The 22053-nt window shown below is 63.1% G+C and carries 24 protein-coding genes; 18 read left to right on the top strand and 6 right to left on the bottom strand.

Going from position 1 to position 22053, the window contains the following annotated elements; translation table 11 throughout:
* Nucleotides 1–36 precede the first annotated feature (36 nt).
* Genes GQB03_RS03295 through GQB03_RS03285 form a run of 3 tightly spaced genes read left to right on the top strand, consistent with a single transcriptional unit; the run spans nt 37 to nt 1410 of the window.
* Complete coding sequence (locus GQB03_RS03295; protein WP_159684362.1) at nt 37–504, top strand: SRPBCC family protein; 468 nt, start codon at nt 37–39, stop codon at nt 502–504.
* A 17-nt stretch (nt 505–521) separates the two neighbouring features.
* Nucleotides 522–929 (top strand): VOC family protein, encoded by a 408-nt coding sequence (locus tag GQB03_RS03290; protein ID WP_159684359.1) that lies wholly within the window; start codon nt 522–524, stop codon nt 927–929.
* 52 nt (nt 930–981) lie between these two features.
* The gene (locus GQB03_RS03285; protein ID WP_159684357.1) at nt 982–1410 is read left to right on the top strand and encodes a GFA family protein; all 429 of its coding nucleotides are present in this window, start codon (nt 982–984) and stop codon (nt 1408–1410) included.
* A gap of 39 nt (nt 1411–1449) precedes the next feature.
* On the opposite strand, the gene GQB03_RS03280 is transcribed toward GQB03_RS03285, so the two are convergent.
* The 3 genes from GQB03_RS03280 to GQB03_RS03270 form a co-directional block, all read right to left on the bottom strand.
* Nucleotides 1450–1803: a heavy metal-binding domain-containing protein gene (locus GQB03_RS03280; RefSeq protein ID WP_159684353.1), complete on the bottom strand. Its 354-nt coding sequence runs from the start codon at nt 1801–1803 to the stop codon at nt 1450–1452.
* 49 nt (nt 1804–1852) lie between these two features.
* Nucleotides 1853–2458, bottom strand: a complete 606-nt coding sequence (locus GQB03_RS03275) for a hypothetical protein (protein ID WP_159684349.1) — start codon at nt 2456–2458, stop codon at nt 1853–1855.
* 113 nt (nt 2459–2571) lie between these two features.
* A complete protein-coding gene (locus GQB03_RS03270) occupies nt 2572–2952 on the bottom strand; it encodes a rhodanese-like domain-containing protein (RefSeq protein ID WP_159684346.1) in 381 nt (126 codons plus the stop codon).
* Nucleotides 2953–3202: 250 nt separating this feature from the next.
* On the opposite strand from GQB03_RS03270, the gene GQB03_RS03265 reads away from it, so the two are divergent.
* The 7 genes from GQB03_RS03265 (at nt 3203) to GQB03_RS03235 (ending at nt 10619) form a co-directional block, all read left to right on the top strand.
* The gene (locus tag GQB03_RS03265; protein ID WP_159684344.1) at nt 3203–4678 is read left to right on the top strand and encodes an AarF/UbiB family protein; all 1476 of its coding nucleotides are present in this window, start codon (nt 3203–3205) and stop codon (nt 4676–4678) included.
* Nucleotides 4678–5082, top strand: a complete 405-nt coding sequence (locus GQB03_RS03260) for a hypothetical protein (protein WP_159684342.1) — start codon at nt 4678–4680, stop codon at nt 5080–5082. Before GQB03_RS03265 ends, GQB03_RS03260 begins: the two co-directional genes overlap by 1 nt.
* A gap of 101 nt (nt 5083–5183) precedes the next feature.
* A complete protein-coding gene (locus GQB03_RS03255) occupies nt 5184–5714 on the top strand; it encodes a YeeE/YedE thiosulfate transporter family protein (RefSeq protein ID WP_159684339.1) in 531 nt (176 codons plus the stop codon).
* Nucleotides 5714–6304, top strand: coding sequence for a YeeE/YedE thiosulfate transporter family protein (locus GQB03_RS03250; protein WP_159684337.1), 591 nt, complete (start codon nt 5714–5716; stop codon nt 6302–6304). The genes GQB03_RS03255 and GQB03_RS03250 overlap by 1 nt, the downstream gene beginning before the upstream one ends.
* A gap of 455 nt (nt 6305–6759) precedes the next feature.
* On the top strand, nt 6760–7719 hold the full coding sequence (locus tag GQB03_RS03245; protein ID WP_159684334.1) for a sulfurtransferase: 960 nt from the start codon (nt 6760–6762) through the stop codon (nt 7717–7719).
* A gap of 76 nt (nt 7720–7795) precedes the next feature.
* Nucleotides 7796–9079 carry an NAD(P)/FAD-dependent oxidoreductase gene (locus GQB03_RS03240; protein WP_159684332.1) on the top strand — a complete coding sequence of 428 codons (1284 nt, stop codon included), beginning with the start codon at nt 7796–7798 and terminating at the stop codon, nt 9077–9079.
* Between the two features lie 223 nt (nt 9080–9302).
* A complete protein-coding gene (locus GQB03_RS03235; RefSeq protein WP_159684329.1) occupies nt 9303–10619 on the top strand; it encodes a DUF3422 family protein in 1317 nt (438 codons plus the stop codon).
* 59 nt (nt 10620–10678) lie between these two features.
* Here GQB03_RS03235 and GQB03_RS03230 read toward each other — a convergent pair whose 3' ends face one another.
* Complete coding sequence (locus tag GQB03_RS03230; RefSeq protein WP_159684327.1) at nt 10679–12697, bottom strand: sigma-54-dependent Fis family transcriptional regulator; 2019 nt, start codon at nt 12695–12697, stop codon at nt 10679–10681.
* Nucleotides 12698–12710: 13 nt separating this feature from the next.
* The gene (locus GQB03_RS22915; protein WP_200832110.1) at nt 12711–13010 is read right to left on the bottom strand and encodes a hypothetical protein; all 300 of its coding nucleotides are present in this window, start codon (nt 13008–13010) and stop codon (nt 12711–12713) included.
* On the opposite strand from GQB03_RS22915, the gene pedF reads away from it, so the two are divergent.
* From pedF to GQB03_RS23125, 8 genes are all read left to right on the top strand, one after another.
* On the top strand, nt 13009–13440 hold the full coding sequence (pedF, locus tag GQB03_RS03225) for a cytochrome c-550 PedF (protein WP_235026923.1): 432 nt from the start codon (nt 13009–13011) through the stop codon (nt 13438–13440). The genes GQB03_RS22915 and pedF overlap by 2 nt on opposite strands.
* Nucleotides 13430–14269: a substrate-binding periplasmic protein gene (locus GQB03_RS03220; protein WP_159684321.1), complete on the top strand. Its 840-nt coding sequence runs from the start codon at nt 13430–13432 to the stop codon at nt 14267–14269. Before pedF ends, GQB03_RS03220 begins: the two co-directional genes overlap by 11 nt.
* Before the next feature lie 38 nt (nt 14270–14307).
* Nucleotides 14308–15252: a beta-propeller fold lactonase family protein gene (locus tag GQB03_RS03215; protein ID WP_159684318.1), complete on the top strand. Its 945-nt coding sequence runs from the start codon at nt 14308–14310 to the stop codon at nt 15250–15252.
* Entirely contained in the window at nt 15249–15794 is a 546-nt protein-coding gene (locus tag GQB03_RS03210; RefSeq protein WP_159684313.1) for a cytochrome b, read from the top strand. Before GQB03_RS03215 ends, GQB03_RS03210 begins: the two co-directional genes overlap by 4 nt.
* Before the next feature lie 889 nt (nt 15795–16683).
* Nucleotides 16684–17448, top strand: a complete 765-nt coding sequence (locus GQB03_RS03205; RefSeq protein ID WP_159684309.1) for a DUF6969 family protein — start codon at nt 16684–16686, stop codon at nt 17446–17448.
* 329 nt (nt 17449–17777) lie between these two features.
* Complete coding sequence (locus GQB03_RS03200; protein WP_159684306.1) at nt 17778–18644, top strand: YiiX/YebB-like N1pC/P60 family cysteine hydrolase; 867 nt, start codon at nt 17778–17780, stop codon at nt 18642–18644.
* Nucleotides 18645–18948: 304 nt separating this feature from the next.
* Entirely contained in the window at nt 18949–20496 is a 1548-nt protein-coding gene (locus GQB03_RS03195; protein ID WP_159684303.1) for a SulP family inorganic anion transporter, read from the top strand.
* Between the two features lie 82 nt (nt 20497–20578).
* Nucleotides 20579–21568 carry a PEP-CTERM sorting domain-containing protein gene (locus tag GQB03_RS23125; RefSeq protein WP_235026922.1) on the top strand — a complete coding sequence of 330 codons (990 nt, stop codon included), beginning with the start codon at nt 20579–20581 and terminating at the stop codon, nt 21566–21568.
* A 60-nt stretch (nt 21569–21628) separates the two neighbouring features.
* Here GQB03_RS23125 and GQB03_RS03185 read toward each other — a convergent pair whose 3' ends face one another.
* Nucleotides 21629–22000 (bottom strand): DUF779 domain-containing protein, encoded by a 372-nt coding sequence (locus tag GQB03_RS03185; protein WP_159684300.1) that lies wholly within the window; start codon nt 21998–22000, stop codon nt 21629–21631.
* Nucleotides 22001–22053 lie beyond the last annotated feature (53 nt).

Genomic DNA, 22053 nt, shown 5'->3' with positions numbered 1-22053 from the left:
CTCCTTCACACCGTCAATGATCGCGGGACACGCCCCATGAGCAACGATGAAAACCCGCGCGAACTCTCTCTCGTCCGCCTGATCGATGCGCCAGCGAAGAGCCTCTTCCGCGCCTGGACCGATCCGGCCTTGCTGATGCAATGGTTTGTGCCACGCCCCTGGACCGTGGCATCGGCCCACCTGGACGTACGTCCGGGCGGATCGAGCCTGATCGTGATGCGCAGCCCGGAGGGCGAGGAATTCCCGAATCGCGGCGTCTATCTGGAGGTCGTCGAGAACAAAAAGCTCGTCATCACCGACGCGTTCACCGAAGCCTGGGTTCCGTCCGAGAAAGCCTTCATGACTGCAACGATCACCTTCGAAGAAGATGGCGGAAGGACCCGCTACAGCGCCCGGGTACTGCACTGGAGCGCCGCCGATCGCGCTGCGCACGAGAAAATGGGCTTCCATGAGGGCTGGGGCAAGGCTGCCGACCAACTCGCCGAACTGCTGCAGGGACAATAAGCACCTCGGAGACCCGCTTGATCCACATCCGCGAGATAGACCACATAGTCCTTCGTGTACGCGACCTCGCACGCATGCTGCAGTTCTATTGTGACGCGCTCGGCTGCACGGTCGAGCGGCGACTCGACGATATCGGGCTCGTCCAACTGCGTGCCGGGCACTCCCTCATCGACCTCGTCTCAGTCGATGGCGCGCTCGGTCGAGCAGGCGGCGCCGCGCCCGGCAAAGAGGGTCACAACCTCGACCACTTCTGTCTGCGAGTCGAACCCTTTGACGAGGGCGCGATTCGTGGGGAACTCGAAGACAGGGGCATCGTCGTCGGCCCGCTGGTACGCCGATATGGCGCCGAAGGTGAAGGTCCGTCGGTTTATCTGACGGACCCCGAAGGAAATACCGTCGAACTCAAGGGACCGGCGGGCATCTGAGGCGTCGGCTGCACAGATTGCTGCCGACGCCTCGCTCAAACAAGGAGTAAACATGTCCGACAAGAATGCACGGGGACGCTGCCTCTGCGGCGCGGTCCGGGTCGAGGTTGCGCAGGCAGCAACCAGTATCAGCGCATGTCACTGCAGCACGTGCCGAAAATGGGGTGGAGGTCCGCTGCTGGCAGTTGCCTGCGGCACCGACGTGACGTTCTCGGGCGAGGACGACATCACCGTCCATGCCTCTTCGACGTGGGCCGAAAGAGGGTTCTGCAGGCACTGCGGGACGCACCTCTTCTATCGGCTCAAGCAGGAGCGGCAATACCACCTGCCCGTCGGGCTCCTCGATGAAACATCCGCTTTTGGCTTCGAACAGCAGATCTTCATCGACGAAAAACCGCCCTACTACCGCTTTGCCGACGACACCCGCAATCTGACCGGAGCCGAAGTGTTCGCCCTCCACAAGCCGGCATCGTCCATCTGAACCGTGCCCGGCGGAGCACACGCTGTCATACCTGGGCGATCACCCGATCCGCACCGCCGTGCCGCTCACGGCCACCATCATCATGCCGTTGGTTTCACCGAGCACCTCGTAGTCGAAATCGATACCGACGATGCCGTTGGCCCCCATCTCCTTCGCCGCATCGATCATGTCCTCGAGCGCGGCGTCGCGAGCGCCTGACAGGGCACGCTCGTAGCCGCCGGCACGCCCTCCGACCACGTCACGCACCGACGAGAACAGGTCGCGAAAGATGTTGGCACCGATGATCGCTTCACCATTGACCACGCCGAGATACTTTTCGACCTGCATGCCCTCGCCCGACGGGACCACGGTCGCGAGAAAGAAGCTCTTGTCAGCCTTGGAGAACCAACCCATCACACTCCCTCCGAATCAATAGCGCCGCACGATCCCGGCGGCAGGTATTTCAGCCGGCCAGCAGTTCGAGGTAGGCCTGCCGGGTTTCAGGCGACACCGATGCCACGGCCCGCTCGTAAGTCGTCTGATGCCGCGCCAGCATACGGGCCGAGGCGATGGTTCTGGATTTGCAGAACCAGTGGCAGGTATGCTGCATCAGGATCATTTCCGCCGAAAGGGTGAACGCGCGCTCCCTCGGGCTGCGCATCGCCGCGTTCCGAACCACCGCGGCAATTCCCCGAGCATGGATCTGCAACGCCTTGCGCATATCGAAGGCCAGTCTCGGGAACAGCCGGTCCGCGAAAGGCAGGGACCAGGCGAGCCGGCTCATTCGCGTGGCGTCGGGGTCCAGACGTGCGATATCCGCGGCGAAGCGCGCGAACTGGTCGCTCAGGGCGGCCTCCTTGTCATTCATGAGGCCCCATATCTGCTCACTTCGACCCGAATCTCCGGCGTCGAGCGCACGTATGTAACCCTCGGTGAGGGCTTCCATGAGTTTTTCAATCTGGTAATTCTTGAGATGGCTTCCGAGCAGCGCGATGCGCCGACGCTGGTCCGCGCTCCTGATCGCATAGGCGCCGAAGCCGATCATCATCAACAGGACATAGGTTTCCATGCCGCCATTGTGGTGCCGAACGCCCCAAGCCGGCAATGGCACGCCAGCACCGCCGCGTGATGGTCACATTGCGGCACGACGTTCACGCCGCCCGACGGGCGGACGTGATCCGCTTACTCGAAGCTTGGCATCTCGGGTTTGGCAACGGGATATCCCGCCGCGGACCATGCGTCGAACCCGCCGGTAATCGACTGCACCTCGAGGTACCCCATCTCGGCCAATGCACAGGCCGCCAATGCCGCCCGCCCGCTGGTCTTGCAGTAAAGGACGATCTTGAGGTCGCGAGCCGATAATTCAGGCATATTGCCAAGCTTGAATTCGAGCATGCCACGCGAGATATGGATGGCCCCCGGGATGTGTCCGGCCGCGTATTCGTCCGTCTCGCGAACATCGAGCAAAATGTCGGCGTCCTTGATGGCGGCAACGGCCTGCTCGGGGGTGATTTCGCGAATCCTTTGCTTGGCTGCGGTGACAAGGTCATGTGCGGTTTTCATTGTGATCCTTTGCAGGTATTCAGAGTCGGCAACGTGCCGGCACGGCGCGCGGAATCCGCGCGATCCGAGGGCAAGGCTGACACGTTCGCCGGCACTATATTACAAAACCCTAATACAATCAGCACCACCGGCACCCGGCCAACCCGGATAGCGTATTCCGGGTGTACGCCGTGCCGACCGATCAGGTGACAGACCAATGCCCGTATCTCCCAGTAGCAAGAAACGAATCCGACCTCCTCGTTCTTCGGGCATGGTCGACACCGCACTGATCGACTCGCTCGGACTGAACGAATTCATACCGGCGAGTCTGGTCCGGTGGCAAGCCCTCATGATCGAGGCGATGGCCTATTTCCTGGACCGCCTTCCGCCGCAACGCCTCGGCGCCATTGCAGCGCAGCAACTTGCCCTGCCTGCCGATACCGAGCCGGCGGCGCGGCTGGTGACGCTGCTTGCCCAGTGTCCGACACTTCACAAGCTTGGCCAGGTCATGGCCCGGAATCCGGCACTCGATGCCGGACTGCGCCGTCATCTTCAGACGCTCGAATCGATGCCGGCGTCCGCGGCCGCGGATGCCCTTGACGAAATCCTTCACACACTCGTTCCACCCGACGCCGGCATCACGCTCGGTCGGAAAGCCCTCGCCGAGGGCAGCGTCGCGGTCGTGCTGCCCTTCGCATGGCGCGAAGAGGGACAGCATCGCGAAGGCGTCTTCAAGATACTCAAACCGGGGATCGAGGCGCGGCTTGCCGAAGAACTCGCGATCCTGCCCGGTCTGGCCCGCATGCTCACTCGCCGTGGACGTCAGGCGGGCCTGCCGGCGCTCGATTACGCGGGCACATTCTCGAGCGTACAGCGTCTGTTGACCCGCGAAATCCGGCTCGACGAAGAGCAGCACAACATGCGCTGCGCGGAGACGCTGCTGGGCCGTGACGGATTGGTGTTCGTACCACCGCTGCTACCCTGGTGCTCATCACGCGTCACGGCCATGACCCGGGTGATGGGTGGAAGCCTGATCGATGCGGGGCTTCCCGAGCGGGAGCGCGACACACTGGCCGACGCACTGATCGAAGCGCTGCTGGCGAAGCCATTCTGGACGCGTACCGACGATGCGCTGTTTCACGGCGACCTGCACGGCGGCAATCTGCTGCTCGACGACGACCATCGCGTCGCGGTGATCGACTGGAGTCTCGTCGCCCGAATATCGAAGTCGCAACGCGAAGCGCTGACGGATCTCGCACTCGGCGGACTTGCGCTCGATGCGCGGCGAATCTGCAATGCGTTCACCGTGCTTGGCGTCCCGCACGACAGGGACGCCGCGGTACAGGCCCATGTCGAGCATGCGATCGACCTCCTCGCACACGATCAGCGGGTGATCGGTTTCGACTGGCTGGTAGAGATGCTCGACGCACTGGCGCTGCAGGGAAATACCAGCTTTGGCGAAGAGCTGGCACTGTTCCGGAAGAGTTGGCTGACCCTGTCCGGCGTCCTGCATGATCTGCGCGGCAGTGTTTCGGCAGACCTGCCATTGCTCGGTGCGGGCCTGCGCCACTTCCTCGCCGAAATGCCGCAGCGCATGCTGTCAGGCCCAGTCTCGCGCGACTTCGCCACCCACCTTTCGAACAGCGACCTGCTGCAACTGGCGTCATCGGGCTGGGCGACCGGCATCCGCTACTGGAACATGAAGGTCGCGCAGAGTCTGCGCGAGGGCGACAACGAAACGTCCTGATGCAGCACGGCAAGATCCCGCCCCGGAAGATCCTGGCAGCGTGGCTGGCGATGCTGGGTATCGCGATCGCAAACGGCGTGGTTCGCGATTTCACCTACGGCCGCCACATGAACCGTGTCGGAGCCCATCAACTCTCCACCGCGGCCGCCGCAGTGCTTCTGGGCCTTGTCATTCGCGCCTTCGTGCGCCGTCATCCACCCGCCTCGCTGCGCGAAGCATTGTCGCTCGGCCTTTACTGGGCCGTGCTCACGGTCGCCTTCGAGTTCCTCTTCTTTCATTTCATCGGTGGACGTCCCTGGCCGGAGCTGCTGGCCGCTTACAGGCTCGACCAGGGCAGCCTGTGGCCCCTGCTGCTGCTCTGGCTGGTGGTTGCGCCGGCACTCCTCCGGGCACGAAGCAGCTAAGTGGACTCACTCCAGGCTACTGCAACGCAACATCGAATCTGGTTGATCTCCGTTTCCGAGGCCACTAGTATTTAAGCACTTGCTTATTCACTTATGCGCTCATGAACACTCCGAACAAGGCCTGTGATCCCCGCCCGTTCTGGCCACCGCTGGTGGCCGGCGTCGCACTGGGCGTGGTGCTGCTGCTCACCTTCCTGCTCACCGGACACGGCCTTGGCGCAACCGGCTTCTTCACCCGGCTTGCCGCCTGGACCGGTGGCGAACTCGCATTCGACGCAACCTACAACAACGTTTACCTCGGCCCGCTGCTTGACGACGGCAAGCCGATGTCATCGTGGATCACTTGGCAAATCATCGGCGTCGCGCTGGGCGCACTCGCCGCAAGCTGGAGCACCGGACGTTTTCGCGTGCGCCTCGACGGCACCCACAAGACGGGTCGGATCTCCCGTGGCACCCTCGCCCTGCTGGGCGGTGTGCTGGCGGGCTTCGGAGCACGGGTGGCGGCCGGTTGTACCAGCGGTGTGGGACTCTCGGGCACCGCCACGCTGGGCGTCGCCGGATTCGTCTTCCTCGGCGCCTTCTTCGCTGCCGGACTGCTGGTGAGCCGCATCGCAAAGGGGGGACCTCAGTGATGCCTTTCAACGATATCGGCCTGGCCTCCGGCCTGCTTTGCGGCTTCCTCTTCGGCTATGTGCTTGAAAATGCAGGCTTCGGCAGCCCGTGCAAATTGACTGCGCAGTTCCGCATGTCCGACTGGTCGGTCTTCAAGGTCATGTTCACCGCCATCGTCGTTGCCGCGGTCGGACTCTTCGTGCTGCGCAGCATCGGGCTGGTCGCACCTGGCTCGATGTATGTGCCGCCGGCGTTTCTGGGTGCGGTGGCCATCGGAGGAGCGCTCATCGGCGCCGGCTTCGCGGTCGGGGGCTACTGCCCCGGCACTTCGGTGGTCGGCCTGTTCTCGGGACGGCTGGATGCCCTGCTGTTCAGCATCGGGCTGGTCGGGGGAACGTGGCTCTTCGCGGGCAGTTTCGACGCCGTGGAGAAATGGACGACGGCCGGCGAATCGACGGCCGGCGACACCCTGCCGGTGGCGCTCGGCGTGCCCGAGTGGGTGATCCTGGTGGCCATGATTGCAGCTGCCGTGATGATTTTCGTGATTGGCGGCCGCATCGAGCGCCACTTCAACGGCCCGTTGGATGCCAGCGCGGCCATGCGCGATTGAACCTCTGAACCAGTCCAGGAGTATTGAATGAAGCAACCTAAACCCGGCCGTACAAAGCTCGCCCGCGCGCTCCCCGCAGTCGCGCTCGCGCTCGGCGGCATGGCGGCCGCCCATGCGACAGAACCTCTGCGAACGGCACAGGCGAATCCGTGCGCCCCGCGCAGCCGTCAGGCCAATCCCTGTGCCGCAGGCAACCCCTGCGCACCACGACGCGCGCGCCGCAACCCTTGCGCTGCCAATCCGTGCGCCGCCGGTAACCCGTGCGCACCTGCCCGGCGGCGAGGTAATCCATGCGCTGCGGCGAATCCATGCGCGGCAGCCAACCCCTGCGCCGCCAGGCGGAGGAACAATCCCTGCGCGCCCGCGCGCTGATCGACAAGGGTGTCGGTAGAGCACCCGCGCACTGCGTCCCGGCGCCAAGTGCGACATGTAAACCCGGAGGAGTGAGAGTGAACATGAAAAGAATCGCATTCGTCGCAGCCGGCCTCGTATTCAGCGGGACCGTGCTGGCGGCCAGCCTCCCAGGCCCGGTAGTCAATGCCGCCTGGCTGGCTGACAATCTGAAGGATGTACAGGTGGTGGCGATCCAGTCCGATCCGTCCGCCTTTACCGCCGAGCCGGTATGGCGCACCGACGCCAAGACGGGCGCGAGGAGCCTGGTGGAAGCGAATGGGCATCTGCCCGGCGCACGCCTGGTCAATGCCAAGCAGATCCGCACGGATCGCAAGATAGGCGATCTCACGGTCAAGTACATGGTGCCGGAGCGCGCGGTGTTCGAGCAACTCATGCAGAAGGCGGGCCTGCAGGCAGACCGGCCGATCGTGCTGGTTCCGCTCGGCCAGGACGGCGCGGAACTCGATGATGCCGCGCGGCTGTACTGGCAGCTCAAGTACTTCGGCGAAGACCGCGTTGCGATTCTCGACGGCGGACTGGCCGGCTGGCTGGTGGACGGTCGCGAGATCAATACCACGCCGCCCGACGCGACCCCGGGCAACTGGAAGGCCGGCCCCGAACGCGCCGAGTTGATTGCCGACTCGAATGAAGTGGCTTCGAGCAAAGCCCAGCTGATAGACGCGCGCGCACTGCCCCAATATCACGGACTGTCCAAACGCGACTATGTCTACGCGTATGGTCACATTCCGGGCGCGCACGCCCTGCCTCCGGAAGTACGGCTCAGCACGGATGGTGGCGTGGCGCGCTTCCTCCCGGCCGAAAGCTATCGAACGATCCTCGGCCAATCCGGAATCGATCCCGCCGCGCCGGCGATCACCTACTGCAACAGCGGGCATCTGGCAGCCGGCGCATGGTTCGTGATGTCCGAAGTGGTCGGCAACAGGCAGGTCAAGCTCTACGACGGATCGCTGCACGAGTGGACACTCGAGAAACGCCCGATGGAAGGTATCGCCCGGCGCTGATACGGCCCGGATCAACGCAGGGGCGCCATCGAGAAGCGTCCCGCGACAACGACACGTGGATTGGAGGAGCAAGACCATGGCTCACATCGTCATCATCGGTGCAGGCATCGGCGGGCTGCCGATGGCGTACGAAATGCGCGACGCGGCGCGGGCGGAAGACCGGATCACGGTCATTTCGAAGGACGCAAAATTCCATTTCGTACCGTCAAACCCGTGGGTAGCTGTCAACTGGCGACAACGCGCGGACATCGAAATCGACCCTTCCGAAGTCCTCGCCAGAAAGCAGATCGACTTCATCCCGACGGGTGCCCGGCGCGTGCACCCACAGGAAAACGCGGTCGAACTGGAAGACGGCCGCAAGATCGAATACGACTACCTCGTGATCGCCACGGGCCCGAAACTGGCTTTCGACGAGGTCCCGGGCCTCGGCCCGCATGACGGCTTTACGCAGTCCGTATGCCATGTCGACCACGCGGTGACGTCGGAGCGGGCCTGGCAGGACTTTGTCAAGGATCCCGGCCCGGTCGTCGTCGGAGCAGTACAGGGGGCATCCTGTTTTGGCCCGGCCTACGAATTCGCGATGATCCTCGATGCCGATCTGCGCAAGCGCAAGATCCGGGATCGTGTCCCGATGACCTTTGTCACTTCCGAACCCTATATCGGTCACCTCGGGCTGGCCGGCGTCGGCGACTCGAAGGGCATCATGGAATCGGCCTATCGCGACCGCCACATCAAATGGATCTGCAACGCCAGGGTCGAACGCATCGAAGACGGAATGATGCACGTCATCGAGCATGACGACGAGGGCAAGGAGAAGCGCCGCCACGAACTGCCCTTCAAGTTCTCGATGATGTTGCCCGCATTCAAGGGCGTGGACGCGGTATTCGGTGTCGAAGGCCTGGTGAATCCGCGCGGCTTCGTGCTGATCGACAAGTACCAGCGCAATCCGACGCACCGCAACATCTTCTCGGTCGGGGTGTGCGTGGCGATTCCGCCCGTCGAAGCGACACCGGTGCCGACCGGCACACCGAAGACAGGCTACATGATCGAATCGATGGTGACCGCCACCGCGCACAATATCCGCGCCCTGATCGATGGCCGCGAGCCGGCCGAAACGGCCACATGGAACGCGGTGTGCCTGGCAGACTTTGGCGACACCGGCGCCGCCTTCGTGGCGATTCCACAGATTCCGCCACGTAACATGAACTGGTTTGCTCAGGGTAAATGGGTGCATCTGGCCAAGATCGGCTTCGAGAAATACTTCCTGCGCAAGATGAGGAAGGGTACGACCGAACCGGTCTACGAGAAGGTGGTCATGAACGCAATCGGAATTGCAAAGCTCAAGCAACCTGGCGGCTAGCTTTCTGCCGACGCTCTCCGGGCGGAGCGCTGTCCGTCCGCCCCACTCCTGACCCGCTCCACGGGTTTTTGCCCCGCTCGTCGCGGGGCACTTTTCTTCGCGCGCGGAGGCGGGGACTTGCGCCTGTGATCCGTGCTCGGGCATCCTTTCCGCTCACGAAAGGACATCAGCCCGCGCGACAGGCCCCTCCTTCGCGCGCGCGTCCCCGGACAGAAGAGAAAAAATGATCGATGCCACACGCAGGACCGAAAACCGCTTGGAACAGCACCCGCTTCGTTTTCGTCTGAACAACGAGATCCACGCCCGCCCACCAGTCGCTCTCGAGGCGCCACAGCTGATTTCGTACCTGGCGGTCACGCACGAGGGCGTGACCGCCCCGGATGAACTCGACCACCTGCGGGAACTTGCGCAGGCCTTTGCCAAGGCCTTGCCCGAAGCCGAGGGCGAACACCTGTTCCTCGACCTGAATGCGTTCCGGCTGAGATGGGAACGCCACACCGAATTCTCCAGCTATACCTTCTTCCGCAAACCGCAGGCCGGGGATGACCCGGCCCGGGGCGCGCTTTCCGCGGTCTCGCAGGAATGGATCAGCAATATTCCGGGCCGCATGCTGGTGGCGACCCATATCGAGCTGCGTTCAGCAGCCGAAGTCCCGCCATCCACGGTCATGAAGCGACTCTCGCAACCGTCAGGCCTGCAGTTGATCGCTTCTCAGGTCGCTGATGGCGCCGCCTGGGTATTCACCGACTTTCTGCTCACCGACGGATGGTCCCGCTTCATGGTCATCGATGCCTCACTGACCCCGCGCCAGGCGGGCCGCACAGTGCAGCGTCTGCTCGAGATCGAGACCTACCGGATGACCGCGCTGCTGGCTTTTCCGGTGGCGAAGGAGGTCGGCGTACTGCTCACCCGCGCGGAGCAAGAGCTTGCCGATCTGATGGATCGGATGGGAGGCGGCGGCAGTCCCGGTGACGAGCGCGAGCTGCTGTCATCCCTCACCCGGCTCGCGGCACAGGTGGAACGCTCGGTGGCACGCTCCACCTACCGCTTCGGCGCCGCCGCAGCCTACTACCGGCTGGTCGGTCAACGCATCGATGAATTGCGCGAACAACGTCTGACCGGCATGCCGACCATCCGCGAGTTCATGGACCGCCGCCTTTCGCCGGCGATGAGCACCTGTGCGGCGATCGCGCGGCGCCAGGAAGATCTGTCGAGCCGGGTAGCGCGCAACTCGCAGTTGCTGCGGACCCGCGTCGATATCGACCTGCAGCGGCAGAATCAGCTACTGCTTGCACAGATGAATCGCCGCGCCCGCCTGCAGTTGCGCCTGCAGCAGACGGTGGAGGGCTTGTCTGTGGTGGCCATCACCTACTACGCATCCCAGCTGGTGAACTACATGAGCAAGGGCGCCAAAAGCCTGCTCGGTCCACTCACTCCCGAAGTGATCACGGCGGTGTCGATTCCGATCATTGCCGGCGTCGTCGCGCTTGGCCTCAGACGCATGCACCACCAGTTGGCGGAGGACGCGGGCGAGCATTGAAGCCGCGCCCTCGCCCGGCACCGCCCTTGCGGGCGGGCACAGGAAGAGCCGGGCCGTGCTCAGAAACGGCCGAGCTTGCGATAGAGCGTGTTGCGGCTGATACCGAGGCGCCGGGCCGCAGCCGACACGTTGCCGCCGGCCTCGTTGAGCGCGCGCTGGATCGCATCGAGCTCGATCTGATCGAGCCGCGCAGTCGCGCCCGCCCCCAATGGCGCCGCACGTGGCAGGGTCTCTCCCGTCATGACCTGCTGGGGAGCACTCCGCTTTGGTTCACCAATGCCGGAATCGGACTCCATGCCGAACAGTTCCTCAGGCAGATGGACCGGCCTGATGACCGTTTCACCTTCGTCCAGCAAGGCAATCGCGACTCGGATCACGTTGTGGAGCTGGCGGATGTTGCCCGGCCAGTCGTAGCGGCCGAAGAACTCGAGGACATCCTCGGCCACCGATATCTCGGAATCGCCGCCCGCCTCGATCGCCAGAAGATTCTCGACCAGTTGCGCAATGTCGCTGCGGTCGCGCAGTGCCGGCAGCGAAACGGTGAGGCCGTTGATCCGATAGAAAAGATCCTCGCGGAAGCTGCCGCGCGCCACTTCGTCACGCAGCCGACGGTGCGTCGCACAGACCAGGGATAGATTGACCGGAACCGATTTCACTCCCCCCAGCGGTGTCACGCAACGCTCCTGCAGGACCCGCAGCAATCGCGCCTGCAGATTGAGCGGCATGTCGCCGATCTCATCCAGGAAAAGCGTGCCGCCATCTGCCTGCTGGATCTTGCCGACCATGCCTTCCTTGCGGGCGCCGGTAAACGCACCACCAAGGTAGCCGAAGAGCTCCGACTCGATGAGGTTCTCGGGAATCGCCGCACAATTGAGCGCGACAAAGGGCTGCGCACTGCGATCGCTGGACTGGTGGAAGGCCTTCGCGAACAGCTCCTTGCCCACACCGGACTCACCCTGGATCAGCATCGGGATATCCTTGCCGACGACCCGGGTTGCCCGCTGGATGGCCAGATTGAGTCGCTCGTCGCCGGTCCTGAGGTCATCGAGCGTTATTTCCCCTTCGCGGCGACGCTTTTGCCGGGTCGCCCCGGCGGCAGCGAGCGGCCTGGCGTGCGAAGGCGACGTTTCGATCCGCTTTGGAAGCGCACCGCGGATCATCGCGTAGAGCCGTTCGCCCGATCGGGTGTCCAGCGCGATGAGGGAATGGGGATCGCGCGAGGCGCGGTCGATCAACGCATTCAGAGGTGTGGCGAAGATCATGCCGAAATCGTAGTGATTCAGGTCGCCGCGGCGCAAACCGAGCAACTCGAGGGCGACCGGATTGATCCCGAGCAGATTTCCATCACACGACACTGCCAGCAGGCCCTCCTGCATGCTGCCTACGTGCTCCGGACGCGGATGGAAACTCACCTGCAGTTCCCGCGCATATTCCGATTCAAAGAGGCGCTTTTCGAGGAGTTGTGCCGACAGGCGCACCAGACCAAGCGTATGGCGCTGATAGGTACGGTAATCGCCGGAAATGTCGATGGCGCCAACCATTCGGCCCTGCGGGTCGAAAATCGGCGCGGCGCTGCAGGTCAGAAAGCCGTTGAGACCCAGGAAGTGTTCGCCGCCGACTATCTCGATCGGCGACTGTTCGACGAGTGCGGTACCGATCGCGTTGGTACCGCGCATCGATTCATCCCAGATGGCCCCTGGTTGCAACGCAACCCTCTGCGCGCGACTCACGAATTCGGGATCGCCGACGCGATGGATCAGCATGCCACGCGGGTCGGACAGTACGACCAGACTGTCCGATGCGCGAATCTGCTCGTAAACGTGCTCCATGATGCCCTGGGCATGGGCGATCAGCCTGCTGTTGCGCTCGCACGCCTCGCGCAGCTTCGGCGTCGTCACGACGCCATCGGTCGGCCGGAACCCGCCGTCATCAAGACCACCGCCACGACAACGCTCCCAGGATCGCAACACTGCCCTGGCGACGAGATCATCGGGGCAGCTTCCTCGATCCAGAAACAGCTTTCTCGCTTCGTGCAACCGCTGGTTGTGCACCTCCAGCGGCATTCCGCTCTGTCTCATGTCCACTCCTCCATCAATCTTTTCTAATTGTTTTTATTGCTTTTATACGCTGAAAGGCGTTGTAACGTCCTGCAAAGTAGCACCTGCTCCAACTTGAAGCAAACCCTTTGCACCAAGCGCCGGACAGACGGTAAGCAAGAAGCAGACCATAGGCATGTCCAAGACACTGAAAGACCGGGAATCCGGGCGTTCGCATCGCATTGACGATCTCTGGCACGGCCTTTGCACCATGGAACTCGGGATTTCGCCATGGCTCGCCCAGGCCCCCATCTTTCGCAACCAACGCAGACATGCAGAAAAGGATAGAGGACATGGAGACAATCAACCGCAAACTCCGAATGAACGGTCTGGCGCTTGTGCTGGCCGCCCTGGCGCCGGCCGCAGCGATGGCCCACGGAAACGTGACGCCGCAGGCCGTCGATGTTTCCACGCTCAAACCCGTGGGCGAGGACTGGCTCGCATCCAACCCCTACCGCAAGAACGCCGAAGCGATCCGGATCGGCAGTTCGGCCTACAACCAGAACTGCGCGCGCTGCCACGGCCTGGAAGCGATTTCCGGCGGCATCGCCCCGGACCTGCGTTACCTTCCCACCGGAGACGAAGGCGACGAGATCTTTCTGAACCGCATTCGCCACGGTTCGACACGCGGCGGCCGGGTCTATATGCCTCCGTTCGAGGGCATCCTGCAACAGGAAGCAATGTGGGCCATCCGCGCCTATCTGGAGACGGTACATGAAGAATGAACGCGCGCGCTCGCTGCTGCTGGGGGCGGTCCTGGCCATGGCGGCGTTCGCCACCGCTGCGGCAGACGTGCCCGAGACGCAGACGCCGGGCCGCCTGCGCGTCGCAGTCTATGCCGATTTCCCGCCCTATTCCTCCAAGGGCAAGGGGATCGACATCGAGCTCGGCAAGGAACTCGCCAAACGCATGGGCCTGGAACCCGAAGTGGTCGAGTACGCCGCCGATGAGGACATGAACGACGATCTGCGCAACATGGTCTGGAAGGGGCATTATCTTGGCACCCGCCCGGCGGACGTGATGCTCCACGTACCGGTGGACAAGTATCTTGCTGACAACAACGAGCAAGTGAAAATCTTCGGCCCATACCACCTCGAATCGCTTGCCGTCGCACGCAACCCCAAGCAGATTCCGCCAGTGACCGGTTCAGCCGCGCGTGCGCTTGAGATATTCACGCGGGAAAAGATCGGCGTTGAGACGGCAAGCCTGGCCGATGACTTCCTGCTGTCCGTCCTGAACGGTCGCCTGCGCGAGAACGTGCTCCATTTCACCAATGTCGGTCTCGCGGTACAGGCCCTGAAGGACGGGCAGGTCGGCGCGGTCATGGCCGCCCGCACCGAAGTGGAGTCGGCGCTCGGAGCAGGAACGCCATTCGAAATATCGCAGGTTTCCATGCCCGAACTGCGGATCAAGGGTTGGGCACTGGGGATGGCGGTCAAGGCCGGCAATGACCCGCTCGCGGAGGCGCTCGGCAAGGCCATGCAGGAAATCGATCGCGATGGCACACTGGCGCGGATATTCGCCGATAACGGGGCCACCCTTCAGAAGCCCTGAGTCGCACGCCTTACAACAAGAGGAGACGAAACGTGTACATGAATTTCACGCGGAGAGCGGCACTGCTGGTATTGGCAGTGCTGCCGCTGGGCGCCCTGGCAGCACCGCTCGCCTTTGTGCCCAACGAGAAATCCGGAACGGTCAGCGTCATCGATACGACACAGGACGCAGTAACCAAGACCCTGCAGGTCAGCGAACGGCCACGCGGCATCGCCGTGGCACCAGACGGCTCGCGACTTTTTCTTACCGACGCCCCGACCCGCTCGCTGATCGTAGTGGACCTCGCCAGTGGCAAACCGGTGGCCAGCTGGCCCCTCGGCGAATCGCCCGAAGGGCTTTATATCTCGCGGGATGGTCAATTGCTGGCTGCTGCGGTGGAAGAGGACAACAGCGTCGCCCTGCTGCAGAGCAGTGACGGCAAGACCCTCGCGCACATCAAGGTCGAGGGCGAGAATCCGGAGCATGCGGTGTTCAGCCCGGACCGCAAATGGCTCTACGTCAGTGCGGAGAATGCCGAGCAGGTGGACGTGATCGACGTGGCTGCACGCAAGCAGGTCGGGCGGATACCGGTAGGCAAGCGTCCCCGCGGCATCGGCTTTTTGCCCGACGGCAGCCGTGCCTATGTGGCCTGCGAGCTGGCAAGCACCGTCTATGCGATCGACGTCGCGAACCAGAAGGTGCTGGCGGCGATTCCGGCCGGCAAATTCTCGAACGGGATTGCCATCACGCCGGATGGTAAGCGGGTGTTCGTCTCGAACGGCAAGGACGGCACGGTCATGGCGATCGATACTGCAACCAATACCGTCATCGGCACGGTTCCGGTGGGCAAGCGGCCCTGGAACATGGCCATCACGCCCGACGGCAGCAAGCTCTACGTGGCAAACGGCCGCTCCGATACGGTCAGCGTAATCGATACCGACAAGCTGGTCGCCCTCAAGGATGTGCCGGTGGGCAGTTTCCCCTGGGGGGTGGTGATCAAGTGAGCCCCCCCCGCTACAGCACGCCTGCGATCGCCCTGCACTGGCTTTCGGCGGTTCTGGTCATCGGCATGATCGGCTGGGGAATGTGGATGGCCGATCTGCCCAAGGGCGCCGAGCGCTCCTGGGCATTCGGCATCCACAAGTCCTTCGGGCTGTTGGCGATCGCGCTGATCGCGACGCGTGTGGTGTGGAGGCTGGGCCATCGTCCGCCCGAGAATCCGGCGCTGCACGGTATCGAGCGGACGGTCGCGACCGCGGCCCATCACATACTTTATGTGCTGCTGGTGCTGGTGCCGGCAGCGGGGCTCACATCCGTGAGTTTCACCAAGTACCCGCTCAAGTTCTTCGGCATCCCGGTGCCCAAGCCAGGCTACCCGGACGAGGCGTTGAACGCCTTTTTCAGCGGCGCCCACACTGCGCTTGCATGGACGCTCGCCGCCCTCATCGTGCTGCACGTGGCCGCAGCGATTCGTCACTGGCTGCGGCGCGACGGGACCATGGAACGCATGCTCCCCGGCAGGTCGGGGCCTGAACGCGACAACTAGTCGCTGCCTCGAAACGTGACACCTGCTCCAGACTGGAGCAGCGGGTTCTGCTGCAACGCGCTCCGTGACGGACGGGCGCAACAATCCGAGGCCTTTCCGGCTTGGCCACGAACATGGCACATGGCGAACGGTGTTCCGCTCGCCTCACCATCGCACCTGCGTCTGACGACACCGGCCGTCCGGCGGCACGGCAATTCGTTTCACCACCAATGTAAGGATTCGAACGCGCGGTCCATCTAAGGGGATATCAACACAGGGCGTTGCCATTCCGGTACGCCCATTCACCCCGAGGAGCAAAACCATGAAAAACCCCCGCCCCACCCGCGTACGCTCTGCGATTCTGTCTGCCGGCCTGATCGGCGCCGTGCTCGGCATGCCGGCTGTCGCATTTGCGGGCTGCAGCCCCTGTTCAGCCAAGAACAGGGCCGGCACGAGCGCGAACCCCTGCGCCGCGAAAAATCCATGTGCTGCGAAGAACCCCTGCGCTGCGAAGAACCCCTGCGCGGCGAAGAATCCGTGTGCTGCGAAGAACCCTTGCGCGGCCAAGAAATAGGGTAGCGCCCCGATCGGGCGACGAGAGGTGCCGCCAAAGCAATGACCTGTCGTCATGGGCGCGGTTCGCGGCCGCGCCCAAGCGCCACCAGCCGGCGTGAGGTGAGAAAAGGCAGCGCAAGCTCGATAACGCTTTTGGACAAGCCCGATCAGCGCGATGCTAGGCAGATTCGTTGCGGCGCGCGAACGCTGGCATCCGCCGAAGGCAAACGCCCTTGCGCATGGCGGGACGGTAACGGGAACTCGAGTGCGCTTCGCCCAGGCATCCCGGCATGCATGCCGCTTCATGTTCGGAACCTGCGGAGCGACAATCGAACCTTCATCTCGAGCGCAACACATGAACAGACGCAAACCCGGCCCGAAACAGCTTCCGGAACTCGCCGCCTTTCTGCCGGCCGTTGCAACACTGGATGCAGGGCGGCGCGCCGAAATGCTTGAAGCGGGCCGCGAAATCCTCGAGTGTCGACGGGTTCTTGCCCGTGGCGGTCTCAACGTTGTCGGCGAAGTCCTGCGAGCGCAGGGCCCGTTCGTGGAGATGTCTCATTTTCCCGAAGACGACGTTTTCGACCCGGACAGCCACGCGCAGTACTACTACCATGCCCATCGCGGCCCGGTGGAGCACGGCCATTTCCATACCTTCATGCGCGCGGCTGGCATGCCCTCCGGCAGCCGGCCCTTCGATTGGCCAAATGCCGTAGAGTCATGGCCGGCCGGCGACGAGGCGATCAGCCACCTGATTGCGATCTCGATGGACGCCTGGGGTGACGCGATCGGATTGTTTGCAACCAATCGCTGGGTGACCGACGAAACCTGGTATCCCGCAGAAACCGTGATTGCCATGCTCGACGGTTTCGAGATCGACCACGCCTTCCCATCCTGGCCGACGAATCGCTGGCTGGGTGCCATGCTGCGTCTATACAGCCCCTGGATCGCCGGCCTGCTGCGCCATCGCGATGCGGTCATCAATGCATGGATCGAACACGCCCCGGGACACGACGTCTTCGAGGATCGAGCCCTCGAGATCACCGGCTTCCTGAGCATCGATCCGGATACGCTGCTTGAAGAACTCGGGCTCACAACCGGCCCGACGACGAACAGGTGAGATGACCGGCCGAAACGCGGTGCATTGGTGACCGACAATCCGGACCCGCCTGTCCGAGCGCCTTGAATTGACATGGATACCCACTGTGGAACGCGCCGGGCCGGAGGGCAGTCACATCTTCGTGCCCGGAAGCGTGCGATCGCGGGCTCGCAAGCGACTGGGTGCCGACGGCGGGGATGGACCGGCCGATACGCCAAGAGCTGCATGGACTGCCGGCGACCGGTGCGCGTTCTCATGACGGCGACGGCCCGTCACCACCGGAACGCGATCGATCCGACGAATCAGAATCAGGATGGGCATCGAGGACAGTCCGACACGTGGAGAGTCGAATGGGTGCAGCGCTGGATCGCATTGGCAACCTGCTCGGAAGCTGGCTGACCAGGCCGATTCACAATCACGGCGTTTCACGCGCCACACCGCCGGACAAACTTCGCCGCTGCCTGCAGCCCGGTGATGTGCTCCTGATCGAGGGCAACACCCGGGTCAGTGCCGCCATCAAGTACCTCACCCAAAGCACTTGGTCCCACGCCGCAATGTTCGTCGGCGAACACGCCCTCGCCGGCATGGCGCGGCCCGGACACTGCTTCGTGGAGGCGGATATCGTCGACGGTGTGCGCAGCGCCGGAATCGAACAATTCGAAAAACTTCCCAGTCGGATCTGTCGGCCGGTCGGCCTAAACCCGGACGAAATTTCCCGACTCGTGAACTTCATGATCGAGCGCATCGGCCATCGCTACGACCTGCGCAACATCGTCGATCTTGCGCGCTATCTGGTGCCGACCCCGCCTGTTCCCCAACGCTTCCGTCGCCGGATGCTCTCCCTGGGCAGCGGCGACCCGACCCGCGCAATATGCTCGACGCTGATCGCACAGGCGTTTCAGTCACTGCACTACCCCATACTTCCGGAGTCGGCCAGCTACATCCGACTGGATCCGGACTGCCACGGATGCGAAACGGAAGTTTTCAATGTTCGTCACTACAGCCTTTTCGTGCCGCGCGATTTCGATGTCTCACCTTATTTCGAGATCATCAAGCCGACGCTTGCCGAAGCATTCGATTACCGGAGCATGGTCTGGGACGACACGGCCGGTATCGCGCCGGAAGTTCCGGTGCAACGCAGGCTGCAACACGTCGATCCACAGGACGGGACGCCGTTATCAAGCGAATCCCGTCCACGGGGCCGCACGTCACCGTGAAACCTTGGGTCCGTCATACGGGCCTCGCCCGGCGCGGCTGAGACCTCAACGGAGACGACCTGAAACCGGACCCGCGATCACCGTGCCTCCCGGTTCACCTTGGCGGCCCTGCCGCGGGCACGAGCGCGCCAACGCCTCTTTTATGTTGCATCGCAGCACAAAAGAAAATAGCATCCGCCCTTCTGCCCGCACCCCTGCCCCGATCGCCCCAGGCTGATTCCGGCCCCTTCAAGTGCGGCGCACCCGCCAATACCTGCATGCGTCGCCCGTCGAGAAGCGGCGCAGATATCCGGAGTTTCCCGACATGCTCAGTACGCTACTCGCTCGCGGAGGCCTCACGCCGCTTGGCAATGCCGAGTTGCGCCAGAACGTCTTTTCGGGCCTGACCGTGGCACTCGCGATGGTGCCCGAAGCCATCGCCTTCGCCTTCGTCGCCCATGTTCACCCGCTGACCGGTCTCTACGCAGCCTTCCTGATGTGTCTGATCACCGCAGTGTTCGGAGGACGGCCCGGCATGATCTCCGGCGCAACCGGCGCGCTGGCGGTGGTGATGGTGTCGCTGGTGGTGACGCACGGCGTCGAATACCTCTTTGCGACCGTCATCCTGATGGGTCTGATCCAGTTGCTCGCGGGCGCCCTGCGGCTCGGAAAGTTCATCCGCATGGTTCCGCACCCGGTCATGCTCGGTTTCGTGAATGGTCTGGCGCTGGTGATTTTCATGGCGCAACTGGGCCACTTCAAGGATGCCGACGGCAGCTGGCTCGGCGGCACGGCGCTCTACACGATGATCGGCCTGACCGCGCTGACCATGGCACTGATCTACCTGCTGCCACGGCTCAGCAAGGCGCTCCCCGCATCGCTGGTCGCGATCCTCTCGGTGGCCACGCTGGTGCAGGTTTTCGGGCTCGAGACCCGCACCGTCGGCGACATGGCCGATATCGCCGGCGGCCTGCCGCAGTTCCATGTTCCGGAGGTGCCCTGGAATCTGGAAACGCTGCGGATCGTGCTGCCCTACTCGCTGATTCTCGCCGCGATCGGGCTCATCGAATCACTGCTGACCCTCAATCTCATCGACGACATCACCGACACCCGCGGGCAACCCAACCGCGAATGCCTCGCCCAGGGAACGGCCAACATCGTCACCGGGCTCTTCGGCGGCATGGGCGGCTGCGCGATGATCGGTCAGAGCATGATCAACGTGAACAGCGGCGGCACCCGCAGGCTGGCGGGTATCGTTGCGGCGATCGCGCTGATTGCCTTCATCGCACTGCTGTCCGCCTGGATTTCACTGATTCCGCTGGCCGCACTGGTCGGCCTGATGTTCGTGGTATCGGAAAAGACTTTCGCATGGGGCAGTGTGCGCATACTCGGCCGGGTCCCGAAGCACGATGCGCTGGTGATCGTGGCCGTCACCGTGGTCACCGTGCTTACCGACCTTGCGATCGCGGTCGGCGTCGGTGTCGTCATCTCAGCACTGGTGTTCGCCTGGCAGCACGCCAAGGACATCACGATCACATCGCGCATCACCGGCGAGGCTGACACAGCCGTCAAGACCTACGAAGTGCGCGGCACGCTTTTCTTCGCCTCGACCGCCAATTTTCTCGCGCAATTCGCTGCCAAGAACGACCCCGGCGAAGTCGTGGTTGAGTTCCGCGACGCAAAGGTCATGGACCACTCGGCCATCGAGGCCATCGAGGCGCTGGCCGAACGCTACCGGGCTCAAGGCAAACGCATCCGCCTGCGCCATCTGAGTCCCGACTGCCGGGAACTGCTCGATAAGGCGCGCAGTGCGATGGAGATGGACACGGCACACGACCCCCACTATCACCTTGCGGACGATCGGCTCGGCTGAATCCAGCGCTGACCCGCCGACAATCGGCTCGGCGGCCCTAATTGTCGGCGATTTTTACACTGCGCCGCACAATCCTATTTGCATGAACACATCTCAAAAAAGAAAAGAGATCCGATCCGATCTAAATACCAATGCAGATCATGATGTTGCAACTGCACATCAACTTCGCACACAAACCGGGCACACCATTTGCATAAAAATTGCACCGGTCCAACTCGACCGGCGGCACATGATCCCCGGAGATCCACAAATGCGCGTCAGATTCTTGTCTTCCCTGGTTGTGGGCACACTCGCAACCCTGGCCACGCCGATCGCTTCGGCGATGCCGCAGGCCGAATTCCAAAGTGCGGCATCGGGCAACTATTCCTACTCCTTGGGAAGCAAATCCGGCTCGCTAAGCATCGGTGAAAGCGACAATGGTGCTTTCGTCTCCGTCACCGGCGCAAAGAACGGCTACGGTTTCAACGCAAATGCCGAGGCCGCGGCCGGCCAGCTCAAGGCCTATGCGCAGACCGAGTATCATCCGTACGGGCAGGCTGGCTATGGTTACTCATCGGCAAGTGCAACCGCCTCCTTCACCGATTTCGTGACCTTTCTCGGTGGCACCGGAAGCGGTAGCGCAAGTTTTTCCACGCTCCTGAACGGCAGTCTCACAGGCGGCGCGGATGGGAACGCCGGTTATAGCCTGAGCGTCGCCCTATACGACGTCTTCCCCTCTGACTGGGACAACACCTATTACCTCGGCGACAGCCAGCAACTCGCCTACGATTACCGCAACATCAGCGGTCGTCAGCGCGTCACCGTAAACGATCTCTTCGAGAGCGACTTCGATTTCGAGTACGGCAAGACCTATGCGATCGCCGCTTACCTTACCGTCAATGTAGCGAGCGGCGGCATCGCTGACTTCAGCCACACCGCAAGCTTCGCCATGGCTGCAGCGCCGGGCACCACAGTGGCCTCATCGGCCGGCATCAACTACGGCATCCCCGCAGCCGTGCCGGAACCCGAAAGCTACGCGATGCTGCTGGCCGGTCTCGGCCTGATCGGTCTGGTAGCTCGCCGCAGAAAATAGGCACATCCGGGTTTGCCTGGCAATGGCAAGGGGCGCAAGCCCCCTCTTTCATTTACACGTTCAGACAATCCCGCCAGCCTGTAACTCCGCCCATTCCGCGTCGGTAAACAGGCGGGAGCGTGTGTGAAAACAGACGCCCTCAGGCCCCTCCAGCGAGAAAGTGCCACCTCCTCTTGCTTCGAGGACGTCGATGATCAACTGGGTGTGCTTCCAGTACTCATACTGCGACGGGCTGATGTAGAACGGGCACCCACCGATCTCGCCGAGCAACACGTCGTGGTCGGTATTGATTTCGCCTTTCAGGTAGCAGTTCGCCGCACTGCCGTCGCAGCATCCTCCCGACTGGTGGAAGATCAGTTCACGGCCGTGTTTTTTCTGAAGTCTTTCAATCAGGGCCAGCGTGGCATCGGTTGCGGTGACGCGGTCGACCATGTGCGCTTCACTCCCAAAAAAGAAAAAAACGGGGCGACCGGGGCCGCCCCTGC

The organism is Cognatazoarcus halotolerans (assembly GCF_009800965.1).
GTDB classification, from domain to species: Bacteria; Pseudomonadota; Gammaproteobacteria; order Burkholderiales; family Rhodocyclaceae; genus Cognatazoarcus; species Cognatazoarcus halotolerans.
Note: the sequence above shows the minus strand (reverse complement) of the source record. Positions and strands in the feature narration are given on the sequence as shown.

Excerpts from the sequence above, each read along its gene's own strand:
- GQB03_RS03185 (WP_159684300.1), bottom strand. The coding sequence starts at position 22,000 with ATGGTCGACCGCGTCACCGCAACCGATGCCACGCTGGCCCTGATTGAA.
- GQB03_RS03295 (WP_159684362.1), top strand. The coding sequence starts at position 37 with ATGAGCAACGATGAAAACCCGCGCGAACTCTCTCTCGTCCGCCTGATC.
- GQB03_RS03255 (WP_159684339.1), top strand. The coding sequence starts at position 5,184 with ATGAACACTCCGAACAAGGCCTGTGATCCCCGCCCGTTCTGGCCACCG.
- GQB03_RS03220 (WP_159684321.1), top strand. The coding sequence starts at position 13,430 with ATGAAGAATGAACGCGCGCGCTCGCTGCTGCTGGGGGCGGTCCTGGCC.
- GQB03_RS03200 (WP_159684306.1), top strand. The coding sequence starts at position 17,778 with ATGGGTGCAGCGCTGGATCGCATTGGCAACCTGCTCGGAAGCTGGCTG.
- GQB03_RS03235 (WP_159684329.1), top strand. The coding sequence starts at position 9,303 with ATGATCGATGCCACACGCAGGACCGAAAACCGCTTGGAACAGCACCCG.
- GQB03_RS03280 (WP_159684353.1), bottom strand. The coding sequence starts at position 1,803 with ATGGGTTGGTTCTCCAAGGCTGACAAGAGCTTCTTTCTCGCGACCGTG.
- GQB03_RS03195 (WP_159684303.1), top strand. The coding sequence starts at position 18,949 with ATGCTCAGTACGCTACTCGCTCGCGGAGGCCTCACGCCGCTTGGCAAT.
- GQB03_RS03275 (WP_159684349.1), bottom strand. The coding sequence starts at position 2,458 with ATGGAAACCTATGTCCTGTTGATGATGATCGGCTTCGGCGCCTATGCG.
- GQB03_RS03240 (WP_159684332.1), top strand. The coding sequence starts at position 7,796 with ATGGCTCACATCGTCATCATCGGTGCAGGCATCGGCGGGCTGCCGATG.
- GQB03_RS03215 (WP_159684318.1), top strand. The coding sequence starts at position 14,308 with ATGAATTTCACGCGGAGAGCGGCACTGCTGGTATTGGCAGTGCTGCCG.
- GQB03_RS23125 (WP_235026922.1), top strand. The coding sequence starts at position 20,579 with ATGAACACATCTCAAAAAAGAAAAGAGATCCGATCCGATCTAAATACC.
- GQB03_RS03205 (WP_159684309.1), top strand. The coding sequence starts at position 16,684 with ATGAACAGACGCAAACCCGGCCCGAAACAGCTTCCGGAACTCGCCGCC.
- GQB03_RS03250 (WP_159684337.1), top strand. The coding sequence starts at position 5,714 with ATGCCTTTCAACGATATCGGCCTGGCCTCCGGCCTGCTTTGCGGCTTC.
- GQB03_RS03260 (WP_159684342.1), top strand. The coding sequence starts at position 4,678 with ATGCAGCACGGCAAGATCCCGCCCCGGAAGATCCTGGCAGCGTGGCTG.
- GQB03_RS03245 (WP_159684334.1), top strand. The coding sequence starts at position 6,760 with ATGAAAAGAATCGCATTCGTCGCAGCCGGCCTCGTATTCAGCGGGACC.
- pedF (WP_235026923.1), top strand. The coding sequence starts at position 13,009 with ATGGAGACAATCAACCGCAAACTCCGAATGAACGGTCTGGCGCTTGTG.
- GQB03_RS22915 (WP_200832110.1), bottom strand. The coding sequence starts at position 13,010 with ATGTCCTCTATCCTTTTCTGCATGTCTGCGTTGGTTGCGAAAGATGGG.
- GQB03_RS03265 (WP_159684344.1), top strand. The coding sequence starts at position 3,203 with ATGGTCGACACCGCACTGATCGACTCGCTCGGACTGAACGAATTCATA.
- GQB03_RS03270 (WP_159684346.1), bottom strand. The coding sequence starts at position 2,952 with ATGAAAACCGCACATGACCTTGTCACCGCAGCCAAGCAAAGGATTCGC.
- GQB03_RS03230 (WP_159684327.1), bottom strand. The coding sequence starts at position 12,697 with ATGAGACAGAGCGGAATGCCGCTGGAGGTGCACAACCAGCGGTTGCAC.
- GQB03_RS03285 (WP_159684357.1), top strand. The coding sequence starts at position 982 with ATGTCCGACAAGAATGCACGGGGACGCTGCCTCTGCGGCGCGGTCCGG.